19 protein-coding genes are annotated in these 24,696 nt (G+C 61.2%); 8 read left to right on the top strand and 11 right to left on the bottom strand.

The window, feature by feature from the left end:
- Positions 1-50 precede the first annotated feature (50 nt).
- Positions 51-968, top strand: coding sequence for a LysR family transcriptional regulator (locus tag C1X29_RS21650; protein ID WP_102718330.1), 918 nt, complete (start codon positions 51-53; stop codon positions 966-968).
- Here the strand turns inward: C1X29_RS21650 and C1X29_RS21655 are convergent.
- Positions 965-3,139 (bottom strand): TonB-dependent siderophore receptor, encoded by a 2,175-nt coding sequence (locus C1X29_RS21655; protein WP_102718331.1) that lies wholly within the window; start codon positions 3,137-3,139, stop codon positions 965-967. The genes C1X29_RS21650 and C1X29_RS21655 overlap by 4 nt on opposite strands.
- Before the next feature lie 404 nt (positions 3,140-3,543).
- On the opposite strand from C1X29_RS21655, the gene C1X29_RS21660 reads away from it, so the two are divergent.
- Entirely contained in the window at positions 3,544-3,984 is a 441-nt protein-coding gene (locus C1X29_RS21660) for a hypothetical protein (RefSeq protein WP_085747376.1), read from the top strand.
- Positions 3,985-4,108: 124 nt separating this feature from the next.
- On the opposite strand, the gene C1X29_RS21665 is transcribed toward C1X29_RS21660, so the two are convergent.
- The gene (locus tag C1X29_RS21665) at positions 4,109-4,528 is read right to left on the bottom strand and encodes an organic hydroperoxide resistance protein (RefSeq protein ID WP_085747375.1); all 420 of its coding nucleotides are present in this window, start codon (positions 4,526-4,528) and stop codon (positions 4,109-4,111) included.
- Between the two features lie 263 nt (positions 4,529-4,791).
- Between C1X29_RS21665 and C1X29_RS21670 the strand changes: the two genes are divergently transcribed.
- Positions 4,792-6,582 carry a thiamine pyrophosphate-requiring protein gene (locus C1X29_RS21670; protein WP_085747374.1) on the top strand — a complete coding sequence of 597 codons (1,791 nt, stop codon included), beginning with the start codon at positions 4,792-4,794 and terminating at the stop codon, positions 6,580-6,582.
- 70 nt (positions 6,583-6,652) lie between these two features.
- Here the strand turns inward: C1X29_RS21670 and C1X29_RS21675 are convergent, their stop codons facing one another.
- The 4 genes from C1X29_RS21675 to C1X29_RS21690 all read right to left on the bottom strand — a co-directional run bounded on the left by C1X29_RS21675 (position 6,653) and on the right by C1X29_RS21690 (position 11,737).
- Positions 6,653-8,005: a cytochrome c gene (locus tag C1X29_RS21675; protein ID WP_102718332.1), complete on the bottom strand. Its 1,353-nt coding sequence runs from the start codon at positions 8,003-8,005 to the stop codon at positions 6,653-6,655.
- A gap of 17 nt (positions 8,006-8,022) precedes the next feature.
- Complete coding sequence (locus tag C1X29_RS21680) at positions 8,023-10,272, bottom strand: molybdopterin cofactor-binding domain-containing protein (RefSeq protein WP_102718333.1); 2,250 nt, start codon at positions 10,270-10,272, stop codon at positions 8,023-8,025.
- Complete coding sequence (locus C1X29_RS21685) at positions 10,272-10,727, bottom strand: (2Fe-2S)-binding protein (RefSeq protein WP_085611777.1); 456 nt, start codon at positions 10,725-10,727, stop codon at positions 10,272-10,274. The genes C1X29_RS21680 and C1X29_RS21685 overlap by 1 nt, the downstream gene beginning before the upstream one ends.
- A gap of 77 nt (positions 10,728-10,804) precedes the next feature.
- Positions 10,805-11,737: an AraC family transcriptional regulator gene (locus tag C1X29_RS21690; protein ID WP_102718334.1), complete on the bottom strand. Its 933-nt coding sequence runs from the start codon at positions 11,735-11,737 to the stop codon at positions 10,805-10,807.
- Between the two features lie 229 nt (positions 11,738-11,966).
- On the opposite strand from C1X29_RS21690, the gene C1X29_RS21695 reads away from it, so the two are divergent.
- Positions 11,967-13,175: an MFS transporter gene (locus C1X29_RS21695; protein WP_102718335.1), complete on the top strand. Its 1,209-nt coding sequence runs from the start codon at positions 11,967-11,969 to the stop codon at positions 13,173-13,175.
- Positions 13,176-13,363: 188 nt separating this feature from the next.
- Here C1X29_RS21695 and C1X29_RS21700 read toward each other — a convergent pair whose 3' ends face one another.
- The 4 genes from C1X29_RS21700 to C1X29_RS21715 form a co-directional block, all read right to left on the bottom strand.
- Entirely contained in the window at positions 13,364-14,362 is a 999-nt protein-coding gene (locus C1X29_RS21700) for an NADP-dependent oxidoreductase (RefSeq protein ID WP_085747369.1), read from the bottom strand.
- A 67-nt stretch (positions 14,363-14,429) separates the two neighbouring features.
- The gene (locus C1X29_RS21705) at positions 14,430-15,299 is read right to left on the bottom strand and encodes an alpha/beta fold hydrolase (RefSeq protein ID WP_085747368.1); all 870 of its coding nucleotides are present in this window, start codon (positions 15,297-15,299) and stop codon (positions 14,430-14,432) included.
- A gap of 82 nt (positions 15,300-15,381) precedes the next feature.
- Positions 15,382-16,170 carry an SDR family oxidoreductase gene (locus tag C1X29_RS21710; RefSeq protein WP_085747367.1) on the bottom strand — a complete coding sequence of 263 codons (789 nt, stop codon included), beginning with the start codon at positions 16,168-16,170 and terminating at the stop codon, positions 15,382-15,384.
- Between the two features lie 39 nt (positions 16,171-16,209).
- A complete protein-coding gene (locus tag C1X29_RS21715) occupies positions 16,210-17,310 on the bottom strand; it encodes an alkene reductase (protein WP_085747366.1) in 1,101 nt (366 codons plus the stop codon).
- 149 nt (positions 17,311-17,459) lie between these two features.
- On the opposite strand from C1X29_RS21715, the gene C1X29_RS21720 reads away from it, so the two are divergent.
- Together C1X29_RS21720 and C1X29_RS21725 are read left to right on the top strand one after the other, a co-directional pair.
- Positions 17,460-18,056, top strand: a complete 597-nt coding sequence (locus C1X29_RS21720) for a TetR/AcrR family transcriptional regulator (RefSeq protein ID WP_173940207.1) — start codon at positions 17,460-17,462, stop codon at positions 18,054-18,056.
- Between the two features lie 123 nt (positions 18,057-18,179).
- Positions 18,180-18,800 carry a TetR/AcrR family transcriptional regulator gene (locus C1X29_RS21725; RefSeq protein WP_102718336.1) on the top strand — a complete coding sequence of 207 codons (621 nt, stop codon included), beginning with the start codon at positions 18,180-18,182 and terminating at the stop codon, positions 18,798-18,800.
- Between the two features lie 25 nt (positions 18,801-18,825).
- On the opposite strand, the gene C1X29_RS21730 is transcribed toward C1X29_RS21725, so the two are convergent.
- Positions 18,826-20,286, bottom strand: a complete 1,461-nt coding sequence (locus C1X29_RS21730) for an efflux transporter outer membrane subunit (protein WP_102718337.1) — start codon at positions 20,284-20,286, stop codon at positions 18,826-18,828.
- A 190-nt stretch (positions 20,287-20,476) separates the two neighbouring features.
- Here C1X29_RS21730 and C1X29_RS21735 point away from each other — a divergent pair, with 190 nt between their 5' ends.
- Complete coding sequence (locus C1X29_RS21735) at positions 20,477-21,586, top strand: efflux RND transporter periplasmic adaptor subunit (RefSeq protein WP_102718338.1); 1,110 nt, start codon at positions 20,477-20,479, stop codon at positions 21,584-21,586.
- Complete coding sequence (locus C1X29_RS21740) at positions 21,583-24,672, top strand: efflux RND transporter permease subunit (RefSeq protein WP_102718339.1); 3,090 nt, start codon at positions 21,583-21,585, stop codon at positions 24,670-24,672. Before C1X29_RS21735 ends, C1X29_RS21740 begins: the two co-directional genes overlap by 4 nt.
- Positions 24,673-24,696 lie beyond the last annotated feature (24 nt).

Raw genomic sequence — 24,696 nt, forward strand, 5'->3', positions numbered from 1 at the left:
CGAACGGTGATGCACAATCATCACCGTTTCCTTTCGATCGGGCTCCACTTATGGACAAGTTGCTGGCACTGAAGATGTTCGTTGAAACCGTCCGTTGCGGTGGTTACTCCTCGGCGGCGCGCAAACTCGGCATCTCCACCTCTTCGGTGACGCGCCAGGTGGCGGGGCTGGAACACGAGTTGGGCGCGAGCCTGCTCAACCGCACCACACGCAACACCAGCGTGACGGTCGCCGGCCAAACCTATTTCGAGAAAGCGGTAGCCATTCTCGATGCCATCGATGAGGCCGACGCGGTTGTCGCCGACCGGGGCAGCGAGGCGCAGGGACGCCTGCGCATCAGCGTGCCGGTGGAGTTCGGCCGACAGATCATTGCGCCGCAACTGGGAGTATTGCTCGACCGCCATCCGGGGCTTGAAATCAGTGTGTCGTTGAGCGATCAGGTCAGCGATCTGCTGAGCGAGCAGATCGATGTCTCGGTGCGCCTGGGATCGTCGGTGGTCAGTGACGATATCGTCAGCAAACGCGTGGGCGGCTTCCAGCGCTGGGTGGTGGCGAGTCCGGATTACCTGAGCGGTCACGCTGTGCCGGCGCATCCACGAGACTTGCTTGAGCATCAATGCCTGCGCTTCGACTACGGTGGTTCGCACCAGCACTGGACGTTCCAGGGCGACGAGGAAACCATCCAGCTCAATGTCCATGGCCGCCTGCAAAGCAACAATGCCGATATCCTGCGCGCAGCGGCGGTGGCGGGGCGCGGGGTGGCCCTGCTGGCCGACTGGCTGGTGCGCGCCGATGTCGAGGCGGGGCGGTTGATGCGGCTGCTGGAGAGGTATGAAGTCAACCCCGGTAATGCGAGCTGCTGCATCAATGCGTTGTATCTGCCCAATCACCGTGGCTCCAGCCGTATCAATGTGTTCATCGACTTTCTGGAAGACATTCTGGCGCGTCCCTGCGCTCAGAAGACCTAGAAGGTGTATTTGGCCGTCAACATCATGTTGCGCGGGCTGCCATAGCTGTCGCCGCCGTAGCTGACGGAGTTGGCGATGGTGGAGTAGTACTTGCGGTCGAAGATGTTGTTGGCGTTGAGTTGCAGGTCGAGGTTGTCATTGACCCGGTAGCCGGCCATCAGGTCGGTCACGGCGTAAGCGCCTTGCTTGAGGCGGTAGTTGCCGCCATCGAGCAGTTCGATGTCGTTGTACATGCGGCTCTGCCAGGAGATGTTGCCGCCCACACGCAGTTTTTCCAGCGGGCCCTGGAAGTTGTAGCGGGTGGTGAGCTTGAACAGGTGCTCCGGGGTGTCGGTGTCGAACTGCTTGTTGACGTTCTGCGGGTTCGCCGCGTCTTTGATGGTGTGCGTGCGGGCGTAGGTGTAGCCGCCGCCGATCTGCCAGTTGTCGGTGAGCGCGCCTTGCAGCTCGAGGTCGATACCCTGGCTGCGGATTTCGCCGGAGGCGTCATAGCAGGAAGACTGCGGGCAGTTCGGCACGAACACCTGCACCGCGCGGTTTTCCTGATCGACACGGAACACGGCGAGGCTGGCATTCAGCGCGCCGCCCAGGTATTCGCCCTTGATGCCGACCTCGTAGTTCTTGCCCACGATCGGCTTGACCGGGTTACCGGAGGTGCCCTTGTTGCTCTGCGGGGTGAAGATGTCGCTGTAGCTGGCGTACACCGAATGATGGTCGTCCAGCTCGTAGATCAGGCCGGCATAGCGGGTGACGTTGCGGGTGACTTTGTAATCGCCGTCGCCATCGCGGTTGTCGTAGTCGTACCAGTCCAGACGCCCGCCGAGGATCAGCTTCAATGGGTCGGCCAGGCTCAGGCGGGTGGTCAGGTACACGCCGTCCTGAGTGGTGACTTCACGTGTGTTGTTGGTGTGGACGAAGTCCGGCTTGCCGGCGTTGATCGGCCAGTTGGTGTCGTACGGCGAGTAGTTGTGGGTGGTCAGGTCGTAGATGCGTTTGCTGGCGCCGACCACCAGTTCATGGCTGCGTCCGAAGGCTTCGAACGGGCCGCTGAAGAAGGCGTCGAGACCTGCCTGGTTTTCATCGGCCTTGGACTGGTAAACCGTGCGGGCCAGGGTGTCGTTGACCCAGCGCGACTGGTACGAGCCGGAGAACAGCGCGTTCTGTTCGGAATAGTTGGCGTTGACCTGCAGCTTCCAGTCGTTGGCCAGTTGCTGACGGATCTCGGCGAAGACGGTGTTGATTTCCTGATCCTTGTCCTCCCAGGAAGTGCCGGGGTTATACGAGCGCGGCAGGTCGAGGTGATGGCCGTCGAGGCCGATCATTGATGAACCCCAAAAGTAGTTGGTCCTGTCCTTCTGGTGCGAGAAGCCGAGGGTCAGGGTGGTGTCGTCGCTCAGATCGGCTTCGGTGACGGCGTAGAACAGGTTGTGTTGCTCGTCGACGTCATCGATGAAGCTGTTGGCGTCGTGGTAGGACGTGACCACCCGGCCGCGCAGGGTGCCGCTGTCGTTGAGCGGGCTCGAAGCATCGAGCTCGCCGCGATAGTTGTCCCAGGTTCCGGCGGCGCCGGTCAGGGTGACGCGCTGCTCGGCCAATGGCCGTTTGCGCACCAGGTTGATCGCCGCCGAAGGGTTGCCGGCACCGGTGACCAGACCGGTCGCGCCCCGAACGACTTCAACCCGATCAAACATCGCCAGATTCGGCTGGGATCCGACGTTCACGCCGTCGTAGCCGCTTGGAATGCCGTCGTACATCAGGTTGTCGATGTTGAAACCCCGGGCTTTGTAGGCCTGTCGGCCTGGGCCGTTGGAGTAGTCGAGGAACAGCCCAGGCGTGGCGTTGACCACGTCGTTGATGCTGGTCATCGCCTGATCGTCCATGCGCTGACGGGTGATGACAGTGACGGCTTGCGGTGTTTCGCGCAGGGTCAGCGGCAGTTTGGTGGCGGTGGCCATGGTGCCGGTGGTGTACGACTCCGAGCCTTCGGTGGTACTGCCCAGTTGGGTGGATGTGATTGCAGTCGCGCCGAGTTCGAGGGTGGCGGGTGGGGCAGCGTCTTGCACCTCGCGGGTTTCATCGGCCAGCGCCGGGGTCATGACGGCCATGCAGATAGCCATGGACAGGAGGTTGCGTGACGGGGTGAAACGACTCTGCGAGATGGGACGCGACATTGAGGCTTCCTGATTTTAAATAGCAAACAAAGAGCAGTTGAGAATCATTGCCAATAATTGTGTCAGGGTTTTTTACCGCAACAAAGCGCTTCGTGAAAAAAATGTGAAATTGCGCAATGGGAGAGGGCGGTAGGCTTGAGTCATTACCGAACCGCTCAAGCACGGACGTTGCAGCACAGCCAACCGAAAAGCCGTTTGTCAGCTTCCTATGCAATCCAGCAGGTTGGCGTCTACTTTTGTGGCCGGGTCAGCCAAATGACAGGCGAAATTCTGAAGTCATTGAAGCGAATTCGAACTGGCCCCGTGACGTTGATTTCAGGATGGATCTTGAATGAGGCGCGGAGCGTCGCTCCGGCGATGCGTAACGGAAACCCGCGCCTTTGAACTCGTTAAGGAGAACGCAGATGGCAATCAGCCGAGTCACCGAAACAACCGATAAAACAGCGCTGGTGCAAGCCGAGGTGTACCGCTGGTACAACCTCTTTTTCCCGTGGTCGCGCGGCGTGGCTTCCCAGTCGGAAGAGGCGATCAAGCCTTTGTACGATGCCCTGGCGAATGATTTCCGGGTGGTGCTCACGGACGGTCAGATCATGGACCGCGAGAACTACTGGGAACGCCTTTGGGGGCTGCACGGCAAACGTGCCGGAAGCCCCGAATCACACATCATCAATCTCTCGATCACGCCACTTCCCGGTGACTGCTTCCTGACGGTTTTCGACCTGGTCAAGAACGGGATCACCAAGAAGAAAGTCGACTCGGCGCTGATGCGCCTCGACCCGGATTCGCCATCGGGAATCTCGTGGATTTACGTCCACGAAAGCGAGCACGAGACGTCGTTTGCGTAAATCGTTGAATGACCGTTTCGCTCCTCTGGTTGTTTGAACCGGAGGAACGGCATCGCTCCAACCCTGTAAAAAGAACCGCCCGAAGCCGTGCATCGGGCGGTTTGTCGGATCAAACAGGGCTGATTCAGATCAGCCGCAGGGTGACGTCGATGTTGCCGCGAGTGGCCTTTGAGTAAGGGCAGGTCTGATGCGCAGCGTCCACCAGCGCCTGAGCGACCGAAGGCTCCAGCCCCGGCAGGCTGACACTCAAGCGCGCCTGAAGAAAGAATGCATCGCCGGCCTTGCCCAGATCGATTTCGGTTTCGACCGCCACCTCCGCCGGAAGCCTGATCTTCTGTGCCGCGGCTGCCTTGCCCATGGCGCCGATGAAGCAGGCCGACCAACCGGCTGCCAACAGCTGTTCGGGATTGGTGCCGCTGCCATTTGAACCGGGTGGCGAGAGCTTGATGTCCAGGTTGCCGTCCGAACTGCGCGATGCGCCATCGCGCCCGCCGGTGGTGCGGGTCTTGCCGGTGTACAGCACGGTGTCGAGTTGATTGATCATGGAAATACCTGCCTGAGTGATGGGGGATGTCGGACAGTGAAGGTTCCGATGGCTCACACTTTTGCATTGGCATGTACCCGGGATGTGTCGTGCAGCGGAGTTTTTGTATCGCTCTGTAGCCTGTATCGGCGTGGGAGGGATCAAGGGCGCAACTAATCGAAACTTCGCCGTCCGACGGGCTGTCCAGACCTTTACATCTCCCGAGCGTGTCGTGGATGTCGGCGCACCGGGATGTCATACGCAATGAAAAGATGAGGTCGGACATGACGGTGACAGTGGGTGATTTTCTGGTCGAGCGCCTGAGCCAATGGGGTGTGACACGAATTTTTGGTTATCCCGGCGACGGTATCAACGGCGTCTTCGGTGCGTTGAGCCGGGCAGGTGGCAAGATCGAGTTCGTCCAGGCGCGTCACGAGGAAATGGCGGCGTTCATGGCGTCCGCCCATGCCAAATTCACTGGTGAACTGGGTGTGTGCATCGCGACATCCGGCCCCGGCGCCTCGCACCTGATCACCGGACTTTACGACGCTCGGCTGGACCACATGCCGGTGCTGGCGATTGTCGGGCAGCAGGCGCGCACGGCACTGGGCAGCCATTATCAGCAGGAGCTGGATCTGGTCTCGATGTTCAAGGACGTGGCCGGAGCATTCGTGCAGCAGGCTTCGGCACCTTCGCAGGTCCGGCACCTACTGGATCGCGCGGTACGCACGGCGGTCGGCGAACGCCGGGTGACGGCGCTGATATTGCCGAACGACTTGCAGGACATCGAGTACAAGGCCCCCGCGCGGGCCCATGGCACCGCGCATTCCGGGATCGGTTACAGCAAGCCGAAGGTGCTGCCTTACGACGCGGATCTGCAACGTGCCGCCGACGTGCTGAATGCAGGGGAGAAGGTGGCGATTCTGGTGGGTGCCGGAGCGCTGCAAGCCAGCGAGCAAGTGTTTGCGATTGCCGAGAAACTGGGCGCCGGAGTGGCAAAGGCGCTGCTCGGTAAAGCGGTGTTGCCGGACGAGTTGCCCTGGGTCACGGGCTGCATCGGTCTGCTCGGTACAGAGCCGAGCTACAAACTGATGACGGAGTGCGACACCCTGCTGATGATCGGATCGGGGTTTCCCTATGCCGAATTCCTGCCGAAGGAGGGGCAGGCGCGCGGGGTCCAGATCGATTTGCAGCCCGACATGCTAAGTCTGCGCTACCCGATGGAAGTCAATCTGGTTGGCGATGCAGCCGAGACCCTCGCGGCACTGGCACCATTGCTCGAACACAAGCCGCTGCGCAAGTGGCGTAAAAAGATCGAAGGCTGGCGGGCGAGCTGGGATAAAACCCTTGAGAAGCGCGCCATGGCCAAGGCCGATCCGGTTAACCCACAACGGGTGGTGTACGAGTTGTCCCCGCGGTTACCCGAGCAGGCCATCATCACCAGCGACTCCGGTTCTTGCGCCAACTGGTTCGCCCGTGACCTGAAAATCCGCAAGGGCATGAAGTGCTCGCTTTCCGGTGGCCTGGCCTCGATGGGAGCCGCCGTGCCCTACGCGATCGCGGCGAAGTTCGCTTTCCCGCAACGGCCGGTGATCGCCTTGGTCGGCGATGGCGCCATGCAGATGAACAACATGGCCGAACTGATAACGGTCGCCAAATACTGGCGGCAGTGGGACAGCCCGAAGTGGATCTGCGCCGTGTTCAACAACGAGGATTTGAATCAGGTCACCTGGGAGCAGCGCGTGATGGAGGGCGACCCAAAATTCACAGCGTCGCAAAGTATTCCGGATGTGCCTTACCACTTGTTCGCCATCTCCATCGGTCTCAAAGGCATTTTTGTCGATCGGGAAGAAGACGTCGCCGCTGCCTGGGAAAAGGCGTTCGCCTCGGAGGTGCCGGTCGTCATCGAATTCAAGACCGACCCGAACGTGCCGCCGCTGCCTCCGCATATCAAGCTGGAACAGGCGAAGAAATTCGCCACTACCCTGCTCAAGGGCGACCCGGACGAAGCGGGTGTCATCGTGCAAACGGCTAAACAGGTATTGGGGGCGGTATTGCCCGGTAAGCCCAAATAAGCTTCAGCGTGGCGAGGATCGTCTCTGTCGTACTGCCCTTGGCTTCGAACCCGACCGCGTCCATTTCGTCTTAACGCATCTGCAGGATGATCGGACTGCTGCTGGCCGGATCAGTGTGCTCACGCAGTTTGCCAACCGTGTTCGCATCCACAGCGTTGCCGTGATTGCCCCAGGTGCTGCGCATAAAAGTCAGCACCTCGGCGATCTGCTGATCCGACAGCTGCTCACGGAAGGCCGGCATGCGATAGGCATCCGGTACGCCGGCCGCCACCACTCGTTGCGAACCATTCAGAGTGATGTTGATTGCCGAGGCACTTTCCTTGGCCAATGCCGAGGTGGCGCCCGCCAGCGGCGGCATCCATTGCGATTGACCCTTGCCGTCCAGACCGTGGCACGACGCACAGCGCGTCACGTAGGTCTGCGCACCGGGCGAGTCCAGACGTTGCGCTGCCGAAACCGCTTGATACTGCCAAGGTGCACCATCGCGTTCGCGATCACCGGGAAGCGACTTCAGGTAGTGGGCAATGGCCGTCAGATCGTCATCGCTCATGAACTGCGTGGAGTTGTTGAACGCCTCGGTCATCGAGCCGTAGACCACCGCGTGCTGGTTGCGACCGGTCTTGAGGAACTGCACGATCTCTTGCTCGCTCCAGCGGCCCAGTCCGGTGTTGTGATCATCACGCAGGCTCGGGGCGTACCAGCCATCGAGCAGGGCGCCGGCGAGGTATGGCTTGCCGGACTCATCCAGTGCCTTCTCGTTGAACGCCAGGCTGCGCGGCGTGTGGCAACTGCCGCAGTGCCCGGCGCCCTGCACGAGATAAGCACCGCGGTTCCATCGTTCATCCTGCGTCGGTTTGGTCACATAAGGTTCGGCGTCAACAAATACACCGTTCCACAGCGCAATCGGCCAACGCAGGTTCAGCGGAAACGGAATCGCACTGGGGATGTTCGCCTGTTTGACCGGCGCTACGCCTTTCATGAAAAACGCATACAGCGCTCGTACGTCTTCATCACTGAGCTTGGCGTAGGACGGGTAGGGCATCGCCGGGTACAGACGGCGACTGTCGGGGGCCACGCCGTGGCGAACGGCACGGTCGAAGTCCGCCAGGCTGTAGTGGCCGATGCCGGTTTCCGTGTCCGGGGTGATATTGGTCGCATGGATCGCGCCCAGCGGCGTGGCCATTTCCAGCCCACCGGCGAATGGCGCGCCGCCCGGCACGCTGTGACAGGCTACGCAATCGCTGAGCCTGGCGACGTATTCGCCACGGGCGACCAAAGCCGGGTCGATGTCGGCCACGGCGATCTGATGGTTCTCCAGGCGCGAGACTGGCTCGCGGGTGACGTACCAGGCCAGAAGGCCTGCCGCGAGCAGGCACGGCACCGCCAGCCAGCCAGCGGTTCTTGCGAATCGGCTGTTACTCATGAACGCTCCGGCGCTGATCAAGTGAAAGTATGTCGGCTCATGGGCAGGCTGCGCACCCGCTGACCGGTCAGCGCTGCCACCGCATTGGCGACAGCAGGCGCGACGGCAGGCAACGGCGGCTCACCGATGCCACCCATTTTTTCCCCGCTCTCGACCACGCGCACATGGACCCGTGCCATCCGCGCAGGCGGCAGGATCGGATACAAGTCGTAGTTGCGCGCCCGGGGTTTGCCATCAATCCACACGGCTTCTTCCACCAGCGTCTGCGATAGTCCCAACGCCACGGCGCCGTTCACCTGAGCCTCGACAATCGCCGGGTTGACGATGCTGCCCGGATCAATCGCTTGCCAGATGTCATGCACCTTGACCTGGCCGTTCTCGATGGACACCTCGGCGATCACCGCCGTCTCCGTACCAAACGGCGAAGCCATGGCCACGCCGCGCGCACGTTTGCTGCCATCCTCGGCGGTAAACGGCCCACGTTTCCAGCCGCCCGACAGTTCACCCACGGCTTGCAGCAGTGTGGTCAGCCGTTGGTTGTCACGCAGCAAATGCAGGCGCAGGTCGAACGGGTCTTTGCCGCCCTTGTCGGCCAGTTCATCGAGGAACGATTCATAGAAGAAGTCGTTGAGGGAATTGCCCACCGAGCGCCAGTAGCCAAGCATCGCCGGGCCTTTGACGTAAATCTGCGCGATGCGCTTGTTGGGGATCGCATAGGACTTGCCCGACAAGCCTTCAAGCGCGGTCGGATCGAGCTTTTCACCTTGCTTGCCGGCGAGGGCTTCGGTCGGGCCTTCGGTGGCACTGATCGCTTCGATTGCCAGCGGCCAGCCGTCGTTGTCCAGTGCCGCCCGGAAATTCACCGCGGCAACCGGGCGGAGCACGTCACGCAGGAACTCTTCTTCGCGACTCCAGATCAGTTTGACCGGGCGCCCAACCGCTTTGGCCAGCGCGATGGCCTGAGGGTAGGGACTGGCCGAGTCGTAGAGGAAATGCCGACCGAAGAACCCACCCAACAACGGCGAATGCAAGGTGATGCGTGACGGATCGAGCCCGGTGCGTTTGGCGATGTCGGCACGGAACATGTCCGGCGCCTGATTCGGCAGCCAGACTTCCAGCGAACCGTCCGGATTGAATCGGGCCAATGCCGACGGAGGCTCCAGTTGGCCGTGGTTCAAATACTGGTTGTGGTAGGTGGCGTCGATCCGGGTCTTGGTCTCCTTGAGAATCGCCGCCACGTCGCCTTCGTTTTCATCATCTTTGGCCGGGCTTTTATCTTCAGCGAGGCGCTTGAACCAGGCATCGCTGGAAAAGTCAGCGGGCATCGGCCGCACTTTGCTGTCGGCCGTCGGCTCTTGCCAGTCGACCTGGATCGCCTCGACGGCACGTTTGGCGTGCCACCAGCGCTCGGCGACCACCGCTACAGCGCCCGGCAGACGGTGCACGGAATGCACGCCTTTCATCGCCTTGACCTGGTCTTCGTTGCGCAAGTTGCCCACGGTCATCCCCAGGCGCGGGGCATGTTGAACGGCGGCATGCAGCATGTCGTCGACTTTCAGATCGATGCTGTACAGCGCCTTGCCCGTGGATTTGTCGTAAGCGTCGAGACGCTTCACCGGTTTGCCGATCCAGCGGAACTGGCTCGGATCACGCAGCTTCACCGAGGCCGGATCGGGTACCGGCAGATCCATCGCGCGCTCGGCCAGTTCACCGTAGGCCAGCGAGCGGCCCGACTTCGCATGGACCACCTTGCCAGGCTCGGTGCTCAACTCGCTCACCGGCACGCCCAGTTGCTGCGCGCCGGCCTGCAACAGCATGGCGCGGGCGAGGGCACCGAGGCGGCGCATGACCGGGTAACTCATGCGCACCGACATACTGCCGCCGGTGATGCGCATGCCGTTCTCCATGACTACGTAGGCCTCGCCGGGCGGGGCGGCTTCGACCAGGAAGGTCGCCGGATCGGCATCCAGTTCTTCACCGACGATCTGCGCCATTGCGGTGAACGTGCCTTGTCCACCTTCCATGAACGGGCACAGCAGACGCACGCGGTTGTCCGGACGGATCTCGAGAAACGCCGGGACCTGCGTGCCGCGCTCGGCCGTCGTCGCCGCTGCAGCTTGCACCCGTGTGGAACCGAGTGGGAGGCCGAAGCCGAGCACCAGCGCGCCGACGGCGGTACCGGTCAGGAAACGTCTGCGCGACACATTGATCGGTTCCTGCAGATCCAGGGCTGAAGCGTGTTGTGAAGGGTCGATACGAACGTTCATCACGCGTCCCCCTTGCCGGCAAGTTCATGCACGGCGGCATGAATGGCGTTGTAAGTACCGCAGCGGCACAGATTGACCATCGCCGCCTCGATCTGCGCATCACTCGGTTTGGGGTTCTGCTTGAGCAGCGCGGTGGCAGCCATCACCTGCCCGGACTGGCAGTAGCCGCACTGGGCGACCTGCAGATCGACCCAGGTCGAGACGACTCGTTTGCCCACGTCATCGGTTTCGATGGCTTCAATGGTGGTGACCTCGCGGCCAACCACACCCGCCACCGGCGTGACGCACGAGCGCACGACGTTGCCGTCCACCAGCACCGAGCAGGCGCCGCATTGCGCCAGTCCGCAGCCGTACTTGGTGCCGGTCATGCCCAGATCATCGCGGATCACCCACAGCAGGGGCGTATCGGCGTCGGCATCGACCTGATAGGTCTTCTGGTTGATTCGTAGTTCCATGATTCACCCGCTGATCATCGGTTGACGTGCATTGTTATGAGCGGTGACACGCGGCGGGGCGCATCACCGGTTTTCGTTCAATTCGCGACTGTGCCGAGCGCTGCTGCCTCGAAGGGCTGCCCGCGCAAAAGGGCCATGTCGCGGCTCGGCGCGGTGCCGAACAGACGGCCGTATTCGCGGCTGAACTGCGAAGGGCTTTCATAGCCCACCGCAAACGCTGCCCGCGACACATCGAGGCGCTCGATCAGCATCAGTCGGCGCGCTTCGTTGAGCCGCAGCCATTTCTGGTATTGCAGCGGACTCATGCCGGTGAGCTGGCGGAAATGATGGTGAAAGGTCGGCGCGCTCATCTGCACTCGCGCCGCCAGATCGTCGATGCGCAGGGCATCGGTGTAGTTGACCTTCAGCCAGTCAATGGCCTTGGCGATGCGATAACCCTGACCGTCGACGGCAGTGATCTGCCGCAGTCGCGGGCCTTGGTCGGTGTGGAGCAGCCGATAGTGGATTTCTCGCAGAATCAGCGGCGCCAGGACCGGGATCGCCTCGGGTTCATCGAGCAATGCCAGCAGGCGATCGAGCGCGTCCTCCAACGCTGACGACAGGCTGCCAATCGCAGCGCCCGTACCCGTTGATGGCTGGCGTTTCGCGGGCAAGCCGCTCTTGGTAATGACCTCGGCAAGCATGCTGACATCCAGTTTCAGCACAAGGCCGACACAGGGCCATTCGGGAGTGGCGAGCATTACTTCGGAGTTGGCGGGCAGGTCCAGCGACGTGACCAGAAACCGCGACGGGTCATAGCTGTAGCCCTCACCGCCGACCCACAAGCGCTTTTCGCCACGACCCACGAGAATCAGGCTGGGTTCGATCATGCACACAACGGGGGGCGCCGGCTGGTCGCGACGAAACAGCGACAGCCCGGGTATCGACGTGGCGAAGTCACCCGGCGCGTTCACACGCGGGTCGATGTGCCGCGCCAAAGGTGATTCCTGGGGCAGAGGGGTCGGGATCATGTGGGCTCACTCCTTTGACCGGACTCTAATGCGCGCGCGCGACGTTTCCTATCCATCACCCTGCATCCCCAGAGGATCAGGCAAGCATTCAAGAGGAATGCACTAGGGAAGCACCGGACTGACCGGGAGAATGTGTCTATCTGTTACAGGGGCGGTGCCCGGATGGGCGACAAACCGCTTGTCCCTGCGCATCACCCCCCTACGTTTTTTCGCACCACAGGTAGTTTTCATGACGTTACCTTCTACAAAACCTTCTAAAAGAACGGGCGGCTGGAGCGCCGTGCTGGCGATGTCGCTGGCCGCATTCGCTCTGGTCGCTTCCGAGTTCATGCCCGTCAGCCTGCTGACGCCGATTGCAGCAGACCTGCACATCACCGAAGGCCAGGCCGGGCAGGGAATTTCCGTGTCCGGTGCCTTTGCCTTGATCACCAGTCTGTTGATTGCCTCGGTCGCCGCTCGCATCGAACGGAAGAAATTGTTGTTGGGCCTGACCTTGTTGATGATCGTCTCCGGTACAGTCGTCGCACTCGCCCCGGGCTACCCGTCGTTCATGTTCGGACGTGCGTTGATCGGGATTGCGATTGGTGGTTTCTGGTCGCTGTCGGCGGCGACTGCCATGCGCCTGGTGAAGCCTGAACAGGTTTCCCGTGCGCTGGCCATCGTCAATGGCGGCAACGCTTTGGCCACGGTCATCGCCGCTCCGGCGGGCAGCTTTCTCGGCTCGTTGATCGGCTGGCGCGGTGCATTCTTCTGTGTGGTTCCGGTCGCGGTGCTTGCCGCCGTGTGGCTGCTGATCAGCCTGCCGTCCTTCAAGGCCGAACGCCAGGCAGGTAGCGGCAACGTTCTGCGTCTGATGAAGCAATTGCCAGTAGCTTTGGGCATGGTCGCCGTCAGCGTCTTTTTCATGGGCCAGTTCATGCTGTTCACCTACCTGCGACCATTTCTTGAGGGCGTGACGGGCGTCAGTGTCTCAACCTTGTCGTTCATGCTGCTGGGGCTTGGAGTGGCAGGTTTTATCGGCACCTTTCTGATCGAACGGTTTGTGGGGCGCGGCCTCTACCGCACGTTGACCGCCATTCCGCTGATCATGGCGGTGATCGCGCTGGCGTTGGTCAGCTTCGGCAAATCGCCGGTGCTGACCGCCGTGCTGCTCGGACTCTGGGGGCTGGTTGCCACGGCCGCGCCGGTCGGCTGGTGGACGTGGCTGGCGCAGACGCTCCCGGATGATGCGGAAGCCGGAGGCGGCTTGCTGGTAGCCATCGTCCAACTGGCGATCGCCGGCGGCGCAATCATTGGCGGTCTGGCCTTTGATTTGAGCGGTTACAAAGCCACCTTCGAGCTTAGCGCCGCTGTCCTGGTCGCCGCTTCCGTGCTGGCCTGGCTGGCCGGACGCAATGCCACGCAAATTCATCTTGTCGAGTCGAGCGCGACAGCCTGACGAGATCACCTGCAACCTTCCTTATGGCTCAAGCATCAAACTGCGCCAAACGATAACGGGCGGTTGAACCTGCACATCATCCGGTTGAAGCGCTTGCTGCTCCTCTGGCGAAATCACTTCGGCTGAGGGCCGCTCCAGCAGTAAAGGGTGTGCAGTGTCTACGTTCGATTCAGGAACAGGCGGCGTGGTCATTTGAGCGCAACAACGACCTTGCCCTTGGCGCGTCCCCGCTCAACGTACTTCAATGCCTCGGCCGTTGATTCAAAGGGGAAGGAGCGATCAACCACAGGTTTGATGATTCCGTCCTCAACGAGCGCGGTGATGCGTTGCAGTTGAGCGCCATTGGCCCGCATGAACACGAACGCATAGCTGACGTCCTGCTTGCGCGCTTTGCGACGAATGCCAAGGCTCAGCAGGCGCATGACTTGCTGCAATGGCCAGGACAATCCTTGCTCCCTCGCGAACTGCACAGTGGGTGGGCCCGAGATGGAAATGAGTTGGCCGCCGGGCTTGAGGACCTTGAGTGACTTCTCCAGCACGTCGGCGCCGAGGCTGTTAAGCACCACGTCGTAGTCTTGCAGCACATTTTCGAAGTTCTGCTGTGTGTAGTCGATCACCAGATCGGCCCCCAGCGCCTTGACCCATTCGACATTGGCGGTACTGGTGGTTGTGGCGACAAACGCACCGAGGTGTTTGGCAAGCTGAATGGCAATGCTGCCGACGCCGCCGGAACCCGCGTGAATCAGCACTTTCTGGCCCTTTTGCAGCCGGGCGGTTTCAACCAGTACTTGCCAGGCGGTCAGTGCAACCAAGGGCAGGGATGCGGCTTGCGCCATGTCGGTATTGGCGGGTTTCAGGGCAACCGCGTTTTCGTTCACGGCGATCAATTGGGCGAACGTCCCGATCCGCGCTTCGGGCGGGCGAGCGTATACCTCGTCTCCCGGTTTGAAGCGTGTCACCTGCGGGCCGACTTCAACCACGACACCCGCCAGGTCATTGCCCAATATCAACGGAAAGGCGTAGGGCAGGATCAGCTTGAACTCGCCTTTGCTGATCTTCGAATCCAGCACGTTGACACTGCTCGCATGGACCTCGATCAAGATGTCGTGGGCACCGACTGCAGGGGCGGGTGCTTCGCCAATGCGTCCGGGGTTCTTGCCATAGCCATCAATCAGAAATGCTTTCATCGTGGTGCGGCTCTTGCTGGTTGTACGGAGGGGAGTCGGTGGGTTGCGGTGTTGCTGCGTGACGTGATCAAGCATCGAGAAACGCCTGCGCCTTGGCCACAAAGTCGGCGTGATGCTGGAAAATCCCGCCATGCCCGGCATCCTCATAAATTACCAACTGTGCGTCGGGGATAAGCCTGGCCAGTTCAAACGAGTTAACGCTGGGCACCATGATGTCGTTGTCGCCGTTGACGACCAGTGTCGGTGTGCGCAAGCGTCCGAGCGCTTGCCGCGGTTGTCTGCCCCACGCCGTGATGGCTTTCAATTGCCGCAGGAAGGCGCGTGGAGTCGGGCCCTTGTCGCGATTGTTCTTGCGTGCCTTGAGACGTCTCAAATACTGCGAGGCAGACCGTCGTCCATTGGCCGACGAGGTGAAGAAAAGGTAGAACTTGGGATCGCGCAGGGTCAGCAAGCCTTTGAGGATCAATGGCCATGACACTGTGCCGACCTTGTCGATGCCGGTGCCGCCCGCCGGTCCAGTACCGGTCAGAATCAACCGGCGTAACAAGTCAGGCGCCTTGAGGGCAATGTCCTGAGCGACGAAACCTCCGAGGGAGAAACCGAGCACATCCACGGTTTTCAGCCCCAGCGCCCTGATCAGCTGGATGGCATCGTCGGCCATTTCACCCACCGTCAGTGGCGCGGTGCCGCCCGAGTTGCCGATGCCGCGATAGTCGGTGGTGATGACGCGTCTGGTTTGCGCCAGGCCATCGATGATCGCGGGGTCGAAGTTGTCCAGCACCGCGCCCCAATGATTGAACAGCACGAGGGGCACGCCGGTTGCGGGCCCGGTGTCGCGGTAGGCGAAGGGAATGCCGTTGACCGTGATCGACTGGTTCGCCGCGTCGATGAATGACGTCGGCGAACCCGAGCGGGAATTTGTCTGTATTGAACTCATTGTCACTCCGGCAAGCCAGCAGGATTCGATGCAATGCCCTGTGCCTGCATCGAATCCGGCGCGAATGCTCGCTAGCAAAAAATCACTGTGGCGTCTGATAGCGCTGGGCAACCGCAGACTGACGGATTTGCCCCAGCAGGCCCTGACGTGCGCCCTGCAGTTCATCCCAGCGCTCGGCTTCGTGCAGCGGCGGGATGGTCACAGGTTCGCGACGATCAAAACCGACCAGTGCAGCATCCACCAGATCACCCACTTCCATGATTTCGCTCAGGGTGTTGATGTCGACGCCGGAGCGATCCCAGATTTCCGTGCGAGTGGCGGCGGGTAGCACGGCTTGCACATAGACGCCCTGCGGCGACAGTTCCAGGCTCAGGCCCTGGGACAGGAACAGCACGAAGGCCTTGGTCGCACCGTAGACGCTCATGCCGAACTCCGGCGCCAGGCCCACCACCGAACCGATGTTGATGATTGCGCCGTCGCCGGCCTTGGCCAGGCGTGGGGCGATGGCGCTGGCGAGCCGCACCAGCGCCGTGGTGTTGAGGGCAACCAGTTGCGCGACGCTGTCGGTGCTTTGGTCGACGAAGTGGCCGGACAGCGCGGCGCCGGCGTTATTGACGAGAATGCCGATGCGGGCGTCGTCGCGCAGGCGGCTTTCAACGGTGGTCAGATCGGCGAGTTGGGTCAGGTCCGCCGGGATAACATCGACGGCGACGTCGTGCTCGCTGCGCAAGCGCGCTGCCAGTGCGTCCAGGCGAGCCTGATCGCGGGCGACCAGTACCAGATCGTGACCACGTTTGGCGAAGCGTTCGGCATAGACGGCGCCAATGCCGGTGGAGGCGCCAGTGATGAGAACAGTAGGGCGAGTGCTCATGGGGTATCTCTCTTTCAGGAGGTGAGAAACGGAACGCGCTCAGCTTGCGCTGACGCTCGATTCAGCCAGCGTCGGGTAGTCGATGTAGCCCGCCGCGTCGCCGCCGTAGAGGGTGGCGGGATTGAACGCGGACAGCGGCGCACCCTGCTTGAGGCGCTCCACCAGATCCGGGTTGGCAATGAACGGGCGACCGAAGGCGATCAGATCGGCCTGGTCTTCGGCCAGCCGCGCAGTCGCCAGGTCCAGGTCATAGCCGTTGTTGGCGATATAGGTGTTTTTGAAGCGCTGGCGCAGGGCGTCGAAATTGAAGGGCGCCACGTCGCGCGGGCCGCCGGTCGCGCCTTCGACCACGTGCAGGTAAACCACGCCGAGGGCATCGAGTTGCTCGACGACGTAATTGAATTGCGCCTGCGGATCGCTGCTGGCCACGCCGTTGGCCGGCGACACGGGAGACAGACGCACACCGGTGCGATCTGCGCCGATCTCATTGACGACCGCCGCCGTCACTTCGAGCAACAGACGCGCACGGTTTTCAATCGAACCGCCGTAAGCGTCGGTGCGCAGATTGGCGTTGTCCTTGAGGAATTGATCCAGCAAATAGCCGTTTGCACCGTGAATCTCCACGCCGTCGAACCCGGCAGCGACCGCGTTGGCCGCGGCCTGGCGGAAATCGGAGACGATCCCCGGCAGTTCGTCGAGTTCCAGCGCGCGGGGTTCCGAGACGTCTTCAAAGCGGTTGTTGACGAACACTTTGGTCGCGGCACGCAGCGCAGAAGGGGCCACCGGTGCGGCGCCGTTTTCTTGCAGGTCAACGTGTGAGACGCGGCCGACATGCCACAGCTGCAGGAAGATTTTTCCGCCCTTGGCGTGGACGGCATCAGTGACTGTGCGCCAACCGTCAATCTGTGCCTGGGTGTAGATCCCGGGGGTGTCCTGATAACCCTGGCCCTGTCGGGAAATCTGCGTCGCTTCGCTGATCAGCAAACCGGCGCTGGCGCGCTGGCTGTAATAGACGGCCGCGAATTCGCTGGGGACAAAGCCCTGGCCTGCGCGGTTGCGTGTCAGCGGTGCGAGAACAACGCGGTTCGACAACGTGAGACTGCCTAGCGTGTAAGGGGTGAACAGAGTCTGTTTGGTCATCTGATGAATCTTCCGTGCCCGTTGATGGAGATCGGTGGGGTGTGAAATTAGGATGATGATCGAAATCTAAACTGTCAACGGTTTTGATTATGGGCGACATCTATGTATCATCGGACGCAGGAATTCCCGCTAAACACGAGGTATTGCACGTGAGAGTGACCAAGGCCCAGGCGCAGGCCAATCGAGAACACATCGTTGAAACGGCCTCAGAGCTGTTCCGTGAGCGTGGCTTTGATGGCGTCGGTGTGGCCGATCTCATGGCGGCTGCCGGGTTCACCCATGGAGGCTTCTACAAGCACTTCGGCTCGAAGGCTGACCTGATGGCCGAAGCTTCGGCCTGCAGTCTCGGCAAATCGTTGACCGGCGCCCAGGCGCTCGACGTGCCCGGTTTCATCAACGTCTACGTGAATCGAGAACATCGCGACGGACGCGGCAGCGGTTGCACGATGGCCGCACTGTGTGGCGACGCGGCGCGTCAGTCGGACGATGTGAAAGCCACGTTTGCCGAAGGCATTGAACGCACCCTGCAAACTCTGGGGGAAAAATATCCGACAGGGCCGGATGCCGCGGAGGGTGAGGGAAGAAGGAAAATGATCGACTTGCTGTCGCGTGCGGTCGGCGCAATTGTCTTGTCACGCGCCTGTCCGGATGATTCCGCCTTGGCGGATGAAATCCTTGAGGTATGCCGCGCCGAAATGTTTGCTTCATTGCCGGTGTTGCCGGTCGATGAAGTGGAAACGCCGTAGAAGGGCCGATCCACCCTGTTCGATGACTTGAACGTCAGCCCGTTTCAGACAGCCGTTTTTCGTGAATATGTAGTCTATTGGTCACGATTTGTAAGACCTCGACAGGGTGAGTAAGCTACGCCCATGAATCAGCCATCCATATCTTCGCCCGGCCCACGTGGCCCAGTCGATCACGAGATTCGTGATCAGATTGTCGCGGCAGCCAATGAACACTTCAGCCAAAACGGCTATGGCAAAACCACGGTTTCCGATCTGGCCAGGTCCATCGGTTTTTCCAAGGCGTACATCTATAAATTCTTTGATTCCAAACAGGCGATCGGCGAAGCGATCTGCTCGAATTGTCTGGGGCAAATGGTTGCAGCGGTCGAACAGGCTGTTAACGCAGAGGGGATTTCGCCGACCGAGCGTTTCCGTCGACTGGTGAAAACCGTGATTGCCACGGGTGTGGACCTGTTCTTCAATGATCGCAAGCTTTACGACATCGCGGCATTCTCCGCAGCGGAGCGTTGGCCAAGTGCTCAGGTGTATGAGGAGCAGATCAAGCGCTTTATCTTCGACATCGTGCGTGAAGGGCGAGAGCTCGGAGAGTTCGAGCGCAAGACCCCGCTGGACGAGACCGTCGAAGCGATTCATCTGGCCTTGCGCCCCTTCGTAAACCCGTTGCTGCTGCAGCACAATCTGGATTTTATCGAGGTAGCGCCCACGCTGACCTCCAACCTCATTCTGCGTAGCCTGATGCCCTGACCTGAAAGCGATCTGGTGGTGCTGCTCAGCGTGCCGCTACAGGTTGTGATTCAGTGGGTTGCCAGCCCCCGCCCAGCGACTTGAATACCGCCACCGCCGCACGGGCCGATTCGGTCCGCGCTTGCGCTCTGGCGTCGGAGGCCTGCAACAGTGTTTCGTCGGCGTGCAGGACATCGATCAGGCTGGCGGTGCCTTTTTCATAGGCGGTGAACGAGGACTGGCGAGCTTGAGTCAGCGCGGCTTCGCCGCCGGTAAGGGTGGTGGTCTGAGTTTGCCGATTCACCAGTGAGGACAGCGCGTTCTCTACATCTTCGGTGGCGCGCAGTACCGACTGGCGATAGGCGGCCAATGCTTCAGATTCCTGGCCTTTGGCCTGATCGATCCGGGCGTTGATGCGTCCGAAGTCGAATAGCCTCCAGCGCAGACCCAGGACAGCGCTCGACTGGCTCGCGCCGCTGGTGAAAAGATTGCCGCCGGAGACGGCAGTCGCGCTGCCGAGCAAGGCGCTGAGGGAAAATTTCGGGTAGTACTCGGCAATCGCTTCACCGATACGCGCGTTGGAGGCCGCGAGACGGCGTTCGGCGACGATCAGGTCCGGTCTGCGCCGCAGCAAATCTGCCGGTGTGGCCAGCGTAGTCAGCGACGGTACATCGGGAATCTCGCCCTCACGTGCCAGTTGCGTGCGGTGAGTGCCGGGAGGCGTGCCGAGCAGCACGTCCATCGCATTCATGGCTGCCTCCAGACCGCTTTGCAGTACCGGAACGGTCGCCTGGACTTGCGACAACTCACCCTCGGCCTGGCGCACCTGATACTCCGCGGCCAGCCCTTTGCCGTAAAGCAACTGAACCTTCTCCAGCAATGCGCGCCGGGTGTCGACTTGCCGGTTGGCGATGTCCAGCCGCGCCTGTAATCCGCGCAGGGTGATGTAGATATCGGCTGTTTGCGCAGCGATTGCCAGCCTCGTCGCCGTGAAACCGGCTGCTGAGGCCTGATACTCAGCCAGTGCCGCCTCACGCCCGCGGCGCAGTCCGCCAAAGACATCGACTTCCCAGCCCGCCTCGAGATTGGCCTCGTAGGCATTGCCGTAACGGTCGTAGCCGGGTGTTGAATTCAAGACTTGGCCCAGTGGTGTCTCGACGGACTGATAAGCGCGTGCCGCCTGTGCGCTGATATTTGCCGAGGGCAGCAGTGCTGCATTGGCGGCGCCCAGGCCGGCCCTGGCCTGGGTGACGCGCGCTGATGCCTGTGCAAGGTCCAGATTCTGCAGCAAGGCCTGGTCGATGAGGTTGCTCAGTAGCGGATCGTTAAAGCTTTCCCACCAGGCGGCAAGGCTGTCCGGTGTCGATCCTGATCGCGGTTCGACAGCAGACTGCCCGAGGTAATGATCTGAAAGCGGGGCGTCCGGACGATGGTAATCCGGACCCACCGCACAACCTGCCATGAGGCTGGCGGTAACCAAAAGAGCAATTGGGCGCAGGGGAGGCATCGGCGTTCCTTAACGAGATTTTCGTGACCATATTACGCAATGGTCACAACGTGTCAATTAAGGCTTGAAAACGCAATCACGGCATAAATGATAAAGCTGGAGCGTCGAATACCTCATTTAATGTGACTATTGACGATATTGGTCACAAAGATGAGAATATTATGATCATCCTATTTCAGTAAGTGAACCTATGCGCCGGCTTCGAATTTCCCCCATTGCCGCATGCCTGTTGCCACTCGCCCTGGCGGCGTGCGGTGATTCCTCATCCGTTGCAGACCCGCGCACACAGGCGCCTCTGGTCAGGTTCACCGCCGTTCAGGCTGCGGGCGACGGTTCCCGATCTTTTACGGGGGTGGTGACGGCACGCATTCAGGGCGATCTGGGGTTTCGCGTTTCGGGCAAGGTGCTCGAGCGTCTGGTTGACACGGGGCAGAGCGTCAAACGCGGTCAGCCGCTGATGCGGCTCGACCCCATCGACCTGGGGTTGCAGGCACGCGCGCAGCAGGAGTCGGTCATCGCCGCACGAGCCCGGGCCAGGCAGACAGCCGATGACGAAGCCCGCTATCGCACTCTGGTCAGCGCCGGCGCCATTTCCGCATCGGCCTACGATCAGATCAAAGCCGCCGCAGATACCGCCAAGGCGCAACTCAGCGCCGCTGAAGCGCAGGCGGACGTTGCCCGCAACGCTTCCGGTTATGCGGTGCTGGTTGCCGATGCCGACGGCGTTGTGGTGGAAACACTCGCCGAACCCGGACAAGTCGTCAGCCCTGGACAACCGGTGGTTCGGCTGGCGCGGGCAGGGCAGCGCGAGGCCATCGTGCACTTGCCCGAGACGTTGCGCCCCGCAGCAGGATCCACTGCGCAAGCCACGCTCTATGGCGACGCCTCGGGTGCTGTTACCGCGAAACTGAGGTTGCTTTCGGATTCGGCGGACCGCACGACGCGTACGTTCGAGGCGCGCTATGTACTGGAAGGCGCGTTGGCCAATGCGCCGATAGGTTCGACAGTCACCCTCAGAATCGCCGAGGGTTCGACACCTGGCGCGTCGTTACAAGTGCCCATCGCCGCGCTTTATGACGCGGGTCGAGGTCCTGGCGTGTGGGTCATCGCCGGGACACCGCCAACCGTGACCTGGCGACCGGTTCAGGTGCTGGGGTTGAGCGACGATTCGGCCCGAGTCGCTGGCGATCTCCGGGTTGGCGAACAGATTGTGGCGCTGGGCGCTCACCTGTTGCGCGAAGGTGAAGCAGTAAGAATGCCCGTGCCTGATGCGGCGACCGTTGCCGGGAGTCGTCCATGAGCGAAGGACGATTCAACCTTTCCGCCATCGCCGTTCGCGAGCGTTCGATCACGGTCTTTCTGATTTTCCTGATCGCCGTTGCCGGCACCCTGGCATTCTTCCAGCTGGGGCGTGCCGAAGATCCTCCGTTTACGGTCAAGCAGTTGACCGTCATCACGGCGTGGCCGGGGGCGACCGCACAGGAGATGCAGGATCAGGTCGCGGAGCCACTGGAAAAACGCCTGCAAGAACTCAAATGGTACGACCGCTCGGAAACCTATACGCGGCCAGGGCTCGCTTTCACGATGGTCTCGTTGCTCGATAGCACGCCGCCCTCGCAAGTGCAGGAAGAGTTCTATCAGGCGCGTAAAAAACTCGACGATGAAGCGATCAAGTTGCCAGCGGGCGTCATCGGGCCGATGGTCAACGACGAGTATTCGGACGTGACCTTTGCGCTGTTCGCCCTGAAAGCCAAGGGCGAGCCGCAGCGTCTGCTGGTCCGCGATGCGGAGTCCATGCGCCAGCGCCTGTTGCATGTGCCGGGGGTGAAGAAGGTCAACATCATCGGCGAACAAGCCGAACGGATATTTGTTTCCTTTTCGCATGAGCGGTTGGCGACCCTGGGTTTGTCACCGCAGGACATCTTCGCCGCGCTGAACAGTCAGAACGCACTGACCCCGGCCGGATCAATCGACACCAGCGGGCCACAGGTTTTTCTGCGCCTCGATGGTGCGTTCGACAAGCTGCAGAAAATCCGTGACACCCCTGTAGTGGTGCAGGGGCGGACACTCAAGCTGTCTGATGTGGCGACGGTCGAACGCGGTTACGAAGACCCGGCTACCTTTCTGGTGCGTAATAACGGCGAAGAGGCGCTGTTGCTCGGTGTGGTGATGCGCGAGGGCTGGAACGGCCTTGATCTGGGCAAGGCGCTGGATGCCGAGACCGTCAGGATCAACGAGGAAATGCCCTTGGGTATGACCCTCTCGAAAGTCACCGACCAGGCAGTGAATATCGACTCCGCCGTCGGCGAGTTCATGGTCAAGTTCTTTGTCGCGCTGCTGGTGGTCATGCTCGTCTGCTTTCTGAGCATGGGCTGGCGCGTTGGCGTGGTGGTCGCCGCTGCGGTGCCGTTGACCCTGGCGATCGTGTTTGTGGTGATGGCGGCCACCGGCAAAAACTTTGACCGTATTACCCTGGGGTCGTTGATTCTGGCGCTCGGGCTGCTGGTCGATGACGCGATCATTGCCATTGAAATGATGGTGGTGAAAATGGAGGAGGGCTACGATCGCATCAAGGCCTCTGCCTATGCCTGGAGCCACACGGCGGCGCCGATGCTGTCCGGAACCCTGGTGACGGCGATCGGTTTTTTGCCGAACGGTTTTGCTCAGTCCACGGCCGGCGAATACACCAGCAACATGTTCTGGGTCGTGGGCATCGCTCTCATCGCTTCGTGGGTCGTGGCAGTGGCGTTCACCCCTTATCTGGGCGTGAAACTGTTGCCAGATATCAAGGCGGTGGAGGGTGGACATGCGGCGATCTACAACACTCCGCGATACAACCGCTTCCGCCGGGTTCTGACCCGGGTCATTGCCCGCAAATGGCTGGTCGCGGGCATGGTCATTGTGCTGTTCTTTGTGGCCGCTGCGGGTATGGGCCTGGTGAAGAAACAGTTCTTCCCGACCTCTGACCGTCCTGAAGTCATGATCGAAGTGCAAATGCCCTACGGCACTTCCATCGAGCAGACCAGCGCCACGGCCGCCAAGGTCGAAGCCTGGCTGCGCCAGCAGGATGAGGCAAAAATCGTCACGGCCTATATCGGCCAGGGTGCACCGCGTTTCTTCCTGGCGATGGCACCGGAACTGCCCGATCCGTCGTTCGCCAAGATCGTTGTACTGACCGACAGTCAGGAAGCACGGGAAACCCTCAAATTGCGTTTTCGTGACGCGGTGGCTCAAGGGCTCGCCCCGGAAGCGCGCCTCAGGGCATCGCAAATCGTATTTGGTCCTTATTCACCATTTCCGGTGGCCTACCGGGTGATGGGGCCTGATCCGGCCAAGTTGCGCGTGATCGCCGAGCAGGTGCGGGGTGTGATGCAGGACAGCCCGATGATGAGAACCGTGAATACCGATTGGGGGCCGCTGACTCCGTCGTTGCATTTCAACCTGGATCAAGATCGTCTGCAGGCAGTGGGGCTGACATCGACTGCGGTTGCACAGCAATTGCAGTTCCTGCTCAGCGGAGTACCGATTACGGCGGTGCGTGAGGATATTCGTTCAGTACAGGTCATGGGGCGGGCAGCGGGCGATGTCCGGCTCGATCCACAGCAAATCGAAGGCTTCACCTTGGTCGGTGCGTCGGGGCAGCGGGTCCCGTTGTCGCAGATCGGCGAGGTTGATGTGCGCATGGAGGATCCGATCCTGCGCCGGCGTGATCGCACCCCGACCATCACTGTGCGCGGCGACATTGCCGAAGACTTGCAGCCACCGGATGTTTCCAGTGCGCTGCTGAAGCAACTGCAGCCGATCATCGAGAAACTGCCTTCCGGTTACCGGATCGAGCAGGCGGGCGCGATTGAAGAGTCCGGCAAGGCCGGCAAGGCGATCCTGCCGTTGTTGCCGATCATGATCGCCATGACCCTGGTCATCCTCATTGTGCAGGTCCGTTCGATCTCGGCGATGATCATGGTGTTCCTGACCTCGCCGTTAGGCTTGATTGGCGTGGTGCCGACACTGCTGATCTTCAATCAGCCATTTGGCATCAATGCGCTGGTCGGGTTGATTGCACTGTCGGGGATCCTGATGCGCAATACGCTGATTTTGATCGGCCAGATTCATCACAACGCGCAAGAAGGGCTGGATCCGTTTCACGCGGTCGTCGAAGCCACGGTGCAACGTGCGCGACCGGTCCTGTTGACGGCCCTGGCGGCGATCCTGGCGTTTATTCCCCTGACACACTCGGTGTTCTGGGGGACGCTGGCCTATACCCTGATTGGCGGCACGCTCGTCGGCACCATCATGACGCTGGTGTTCCTGCCCGCGATGTACTCGATCTGGTTCAAAATCGGTCCTGACGCCAGGCCGCCGGCTGCAACAGTCAAACCGGAGTAGCCATCAGTGCTGAAAATCGAGGCC

This window comes from Pseudomonas sp. GW456-12-10-14-LB2, from assembly GCF_002884345.1.
GTDB classification, from domain to species: domain Bacteria; phylum Pseudomonadota; class Gammaproteobacteria; order Pseudomonadales; family Pseudomonadaceae; genus Aquipseudomonas; species Aquipseudomonas paraglycinae.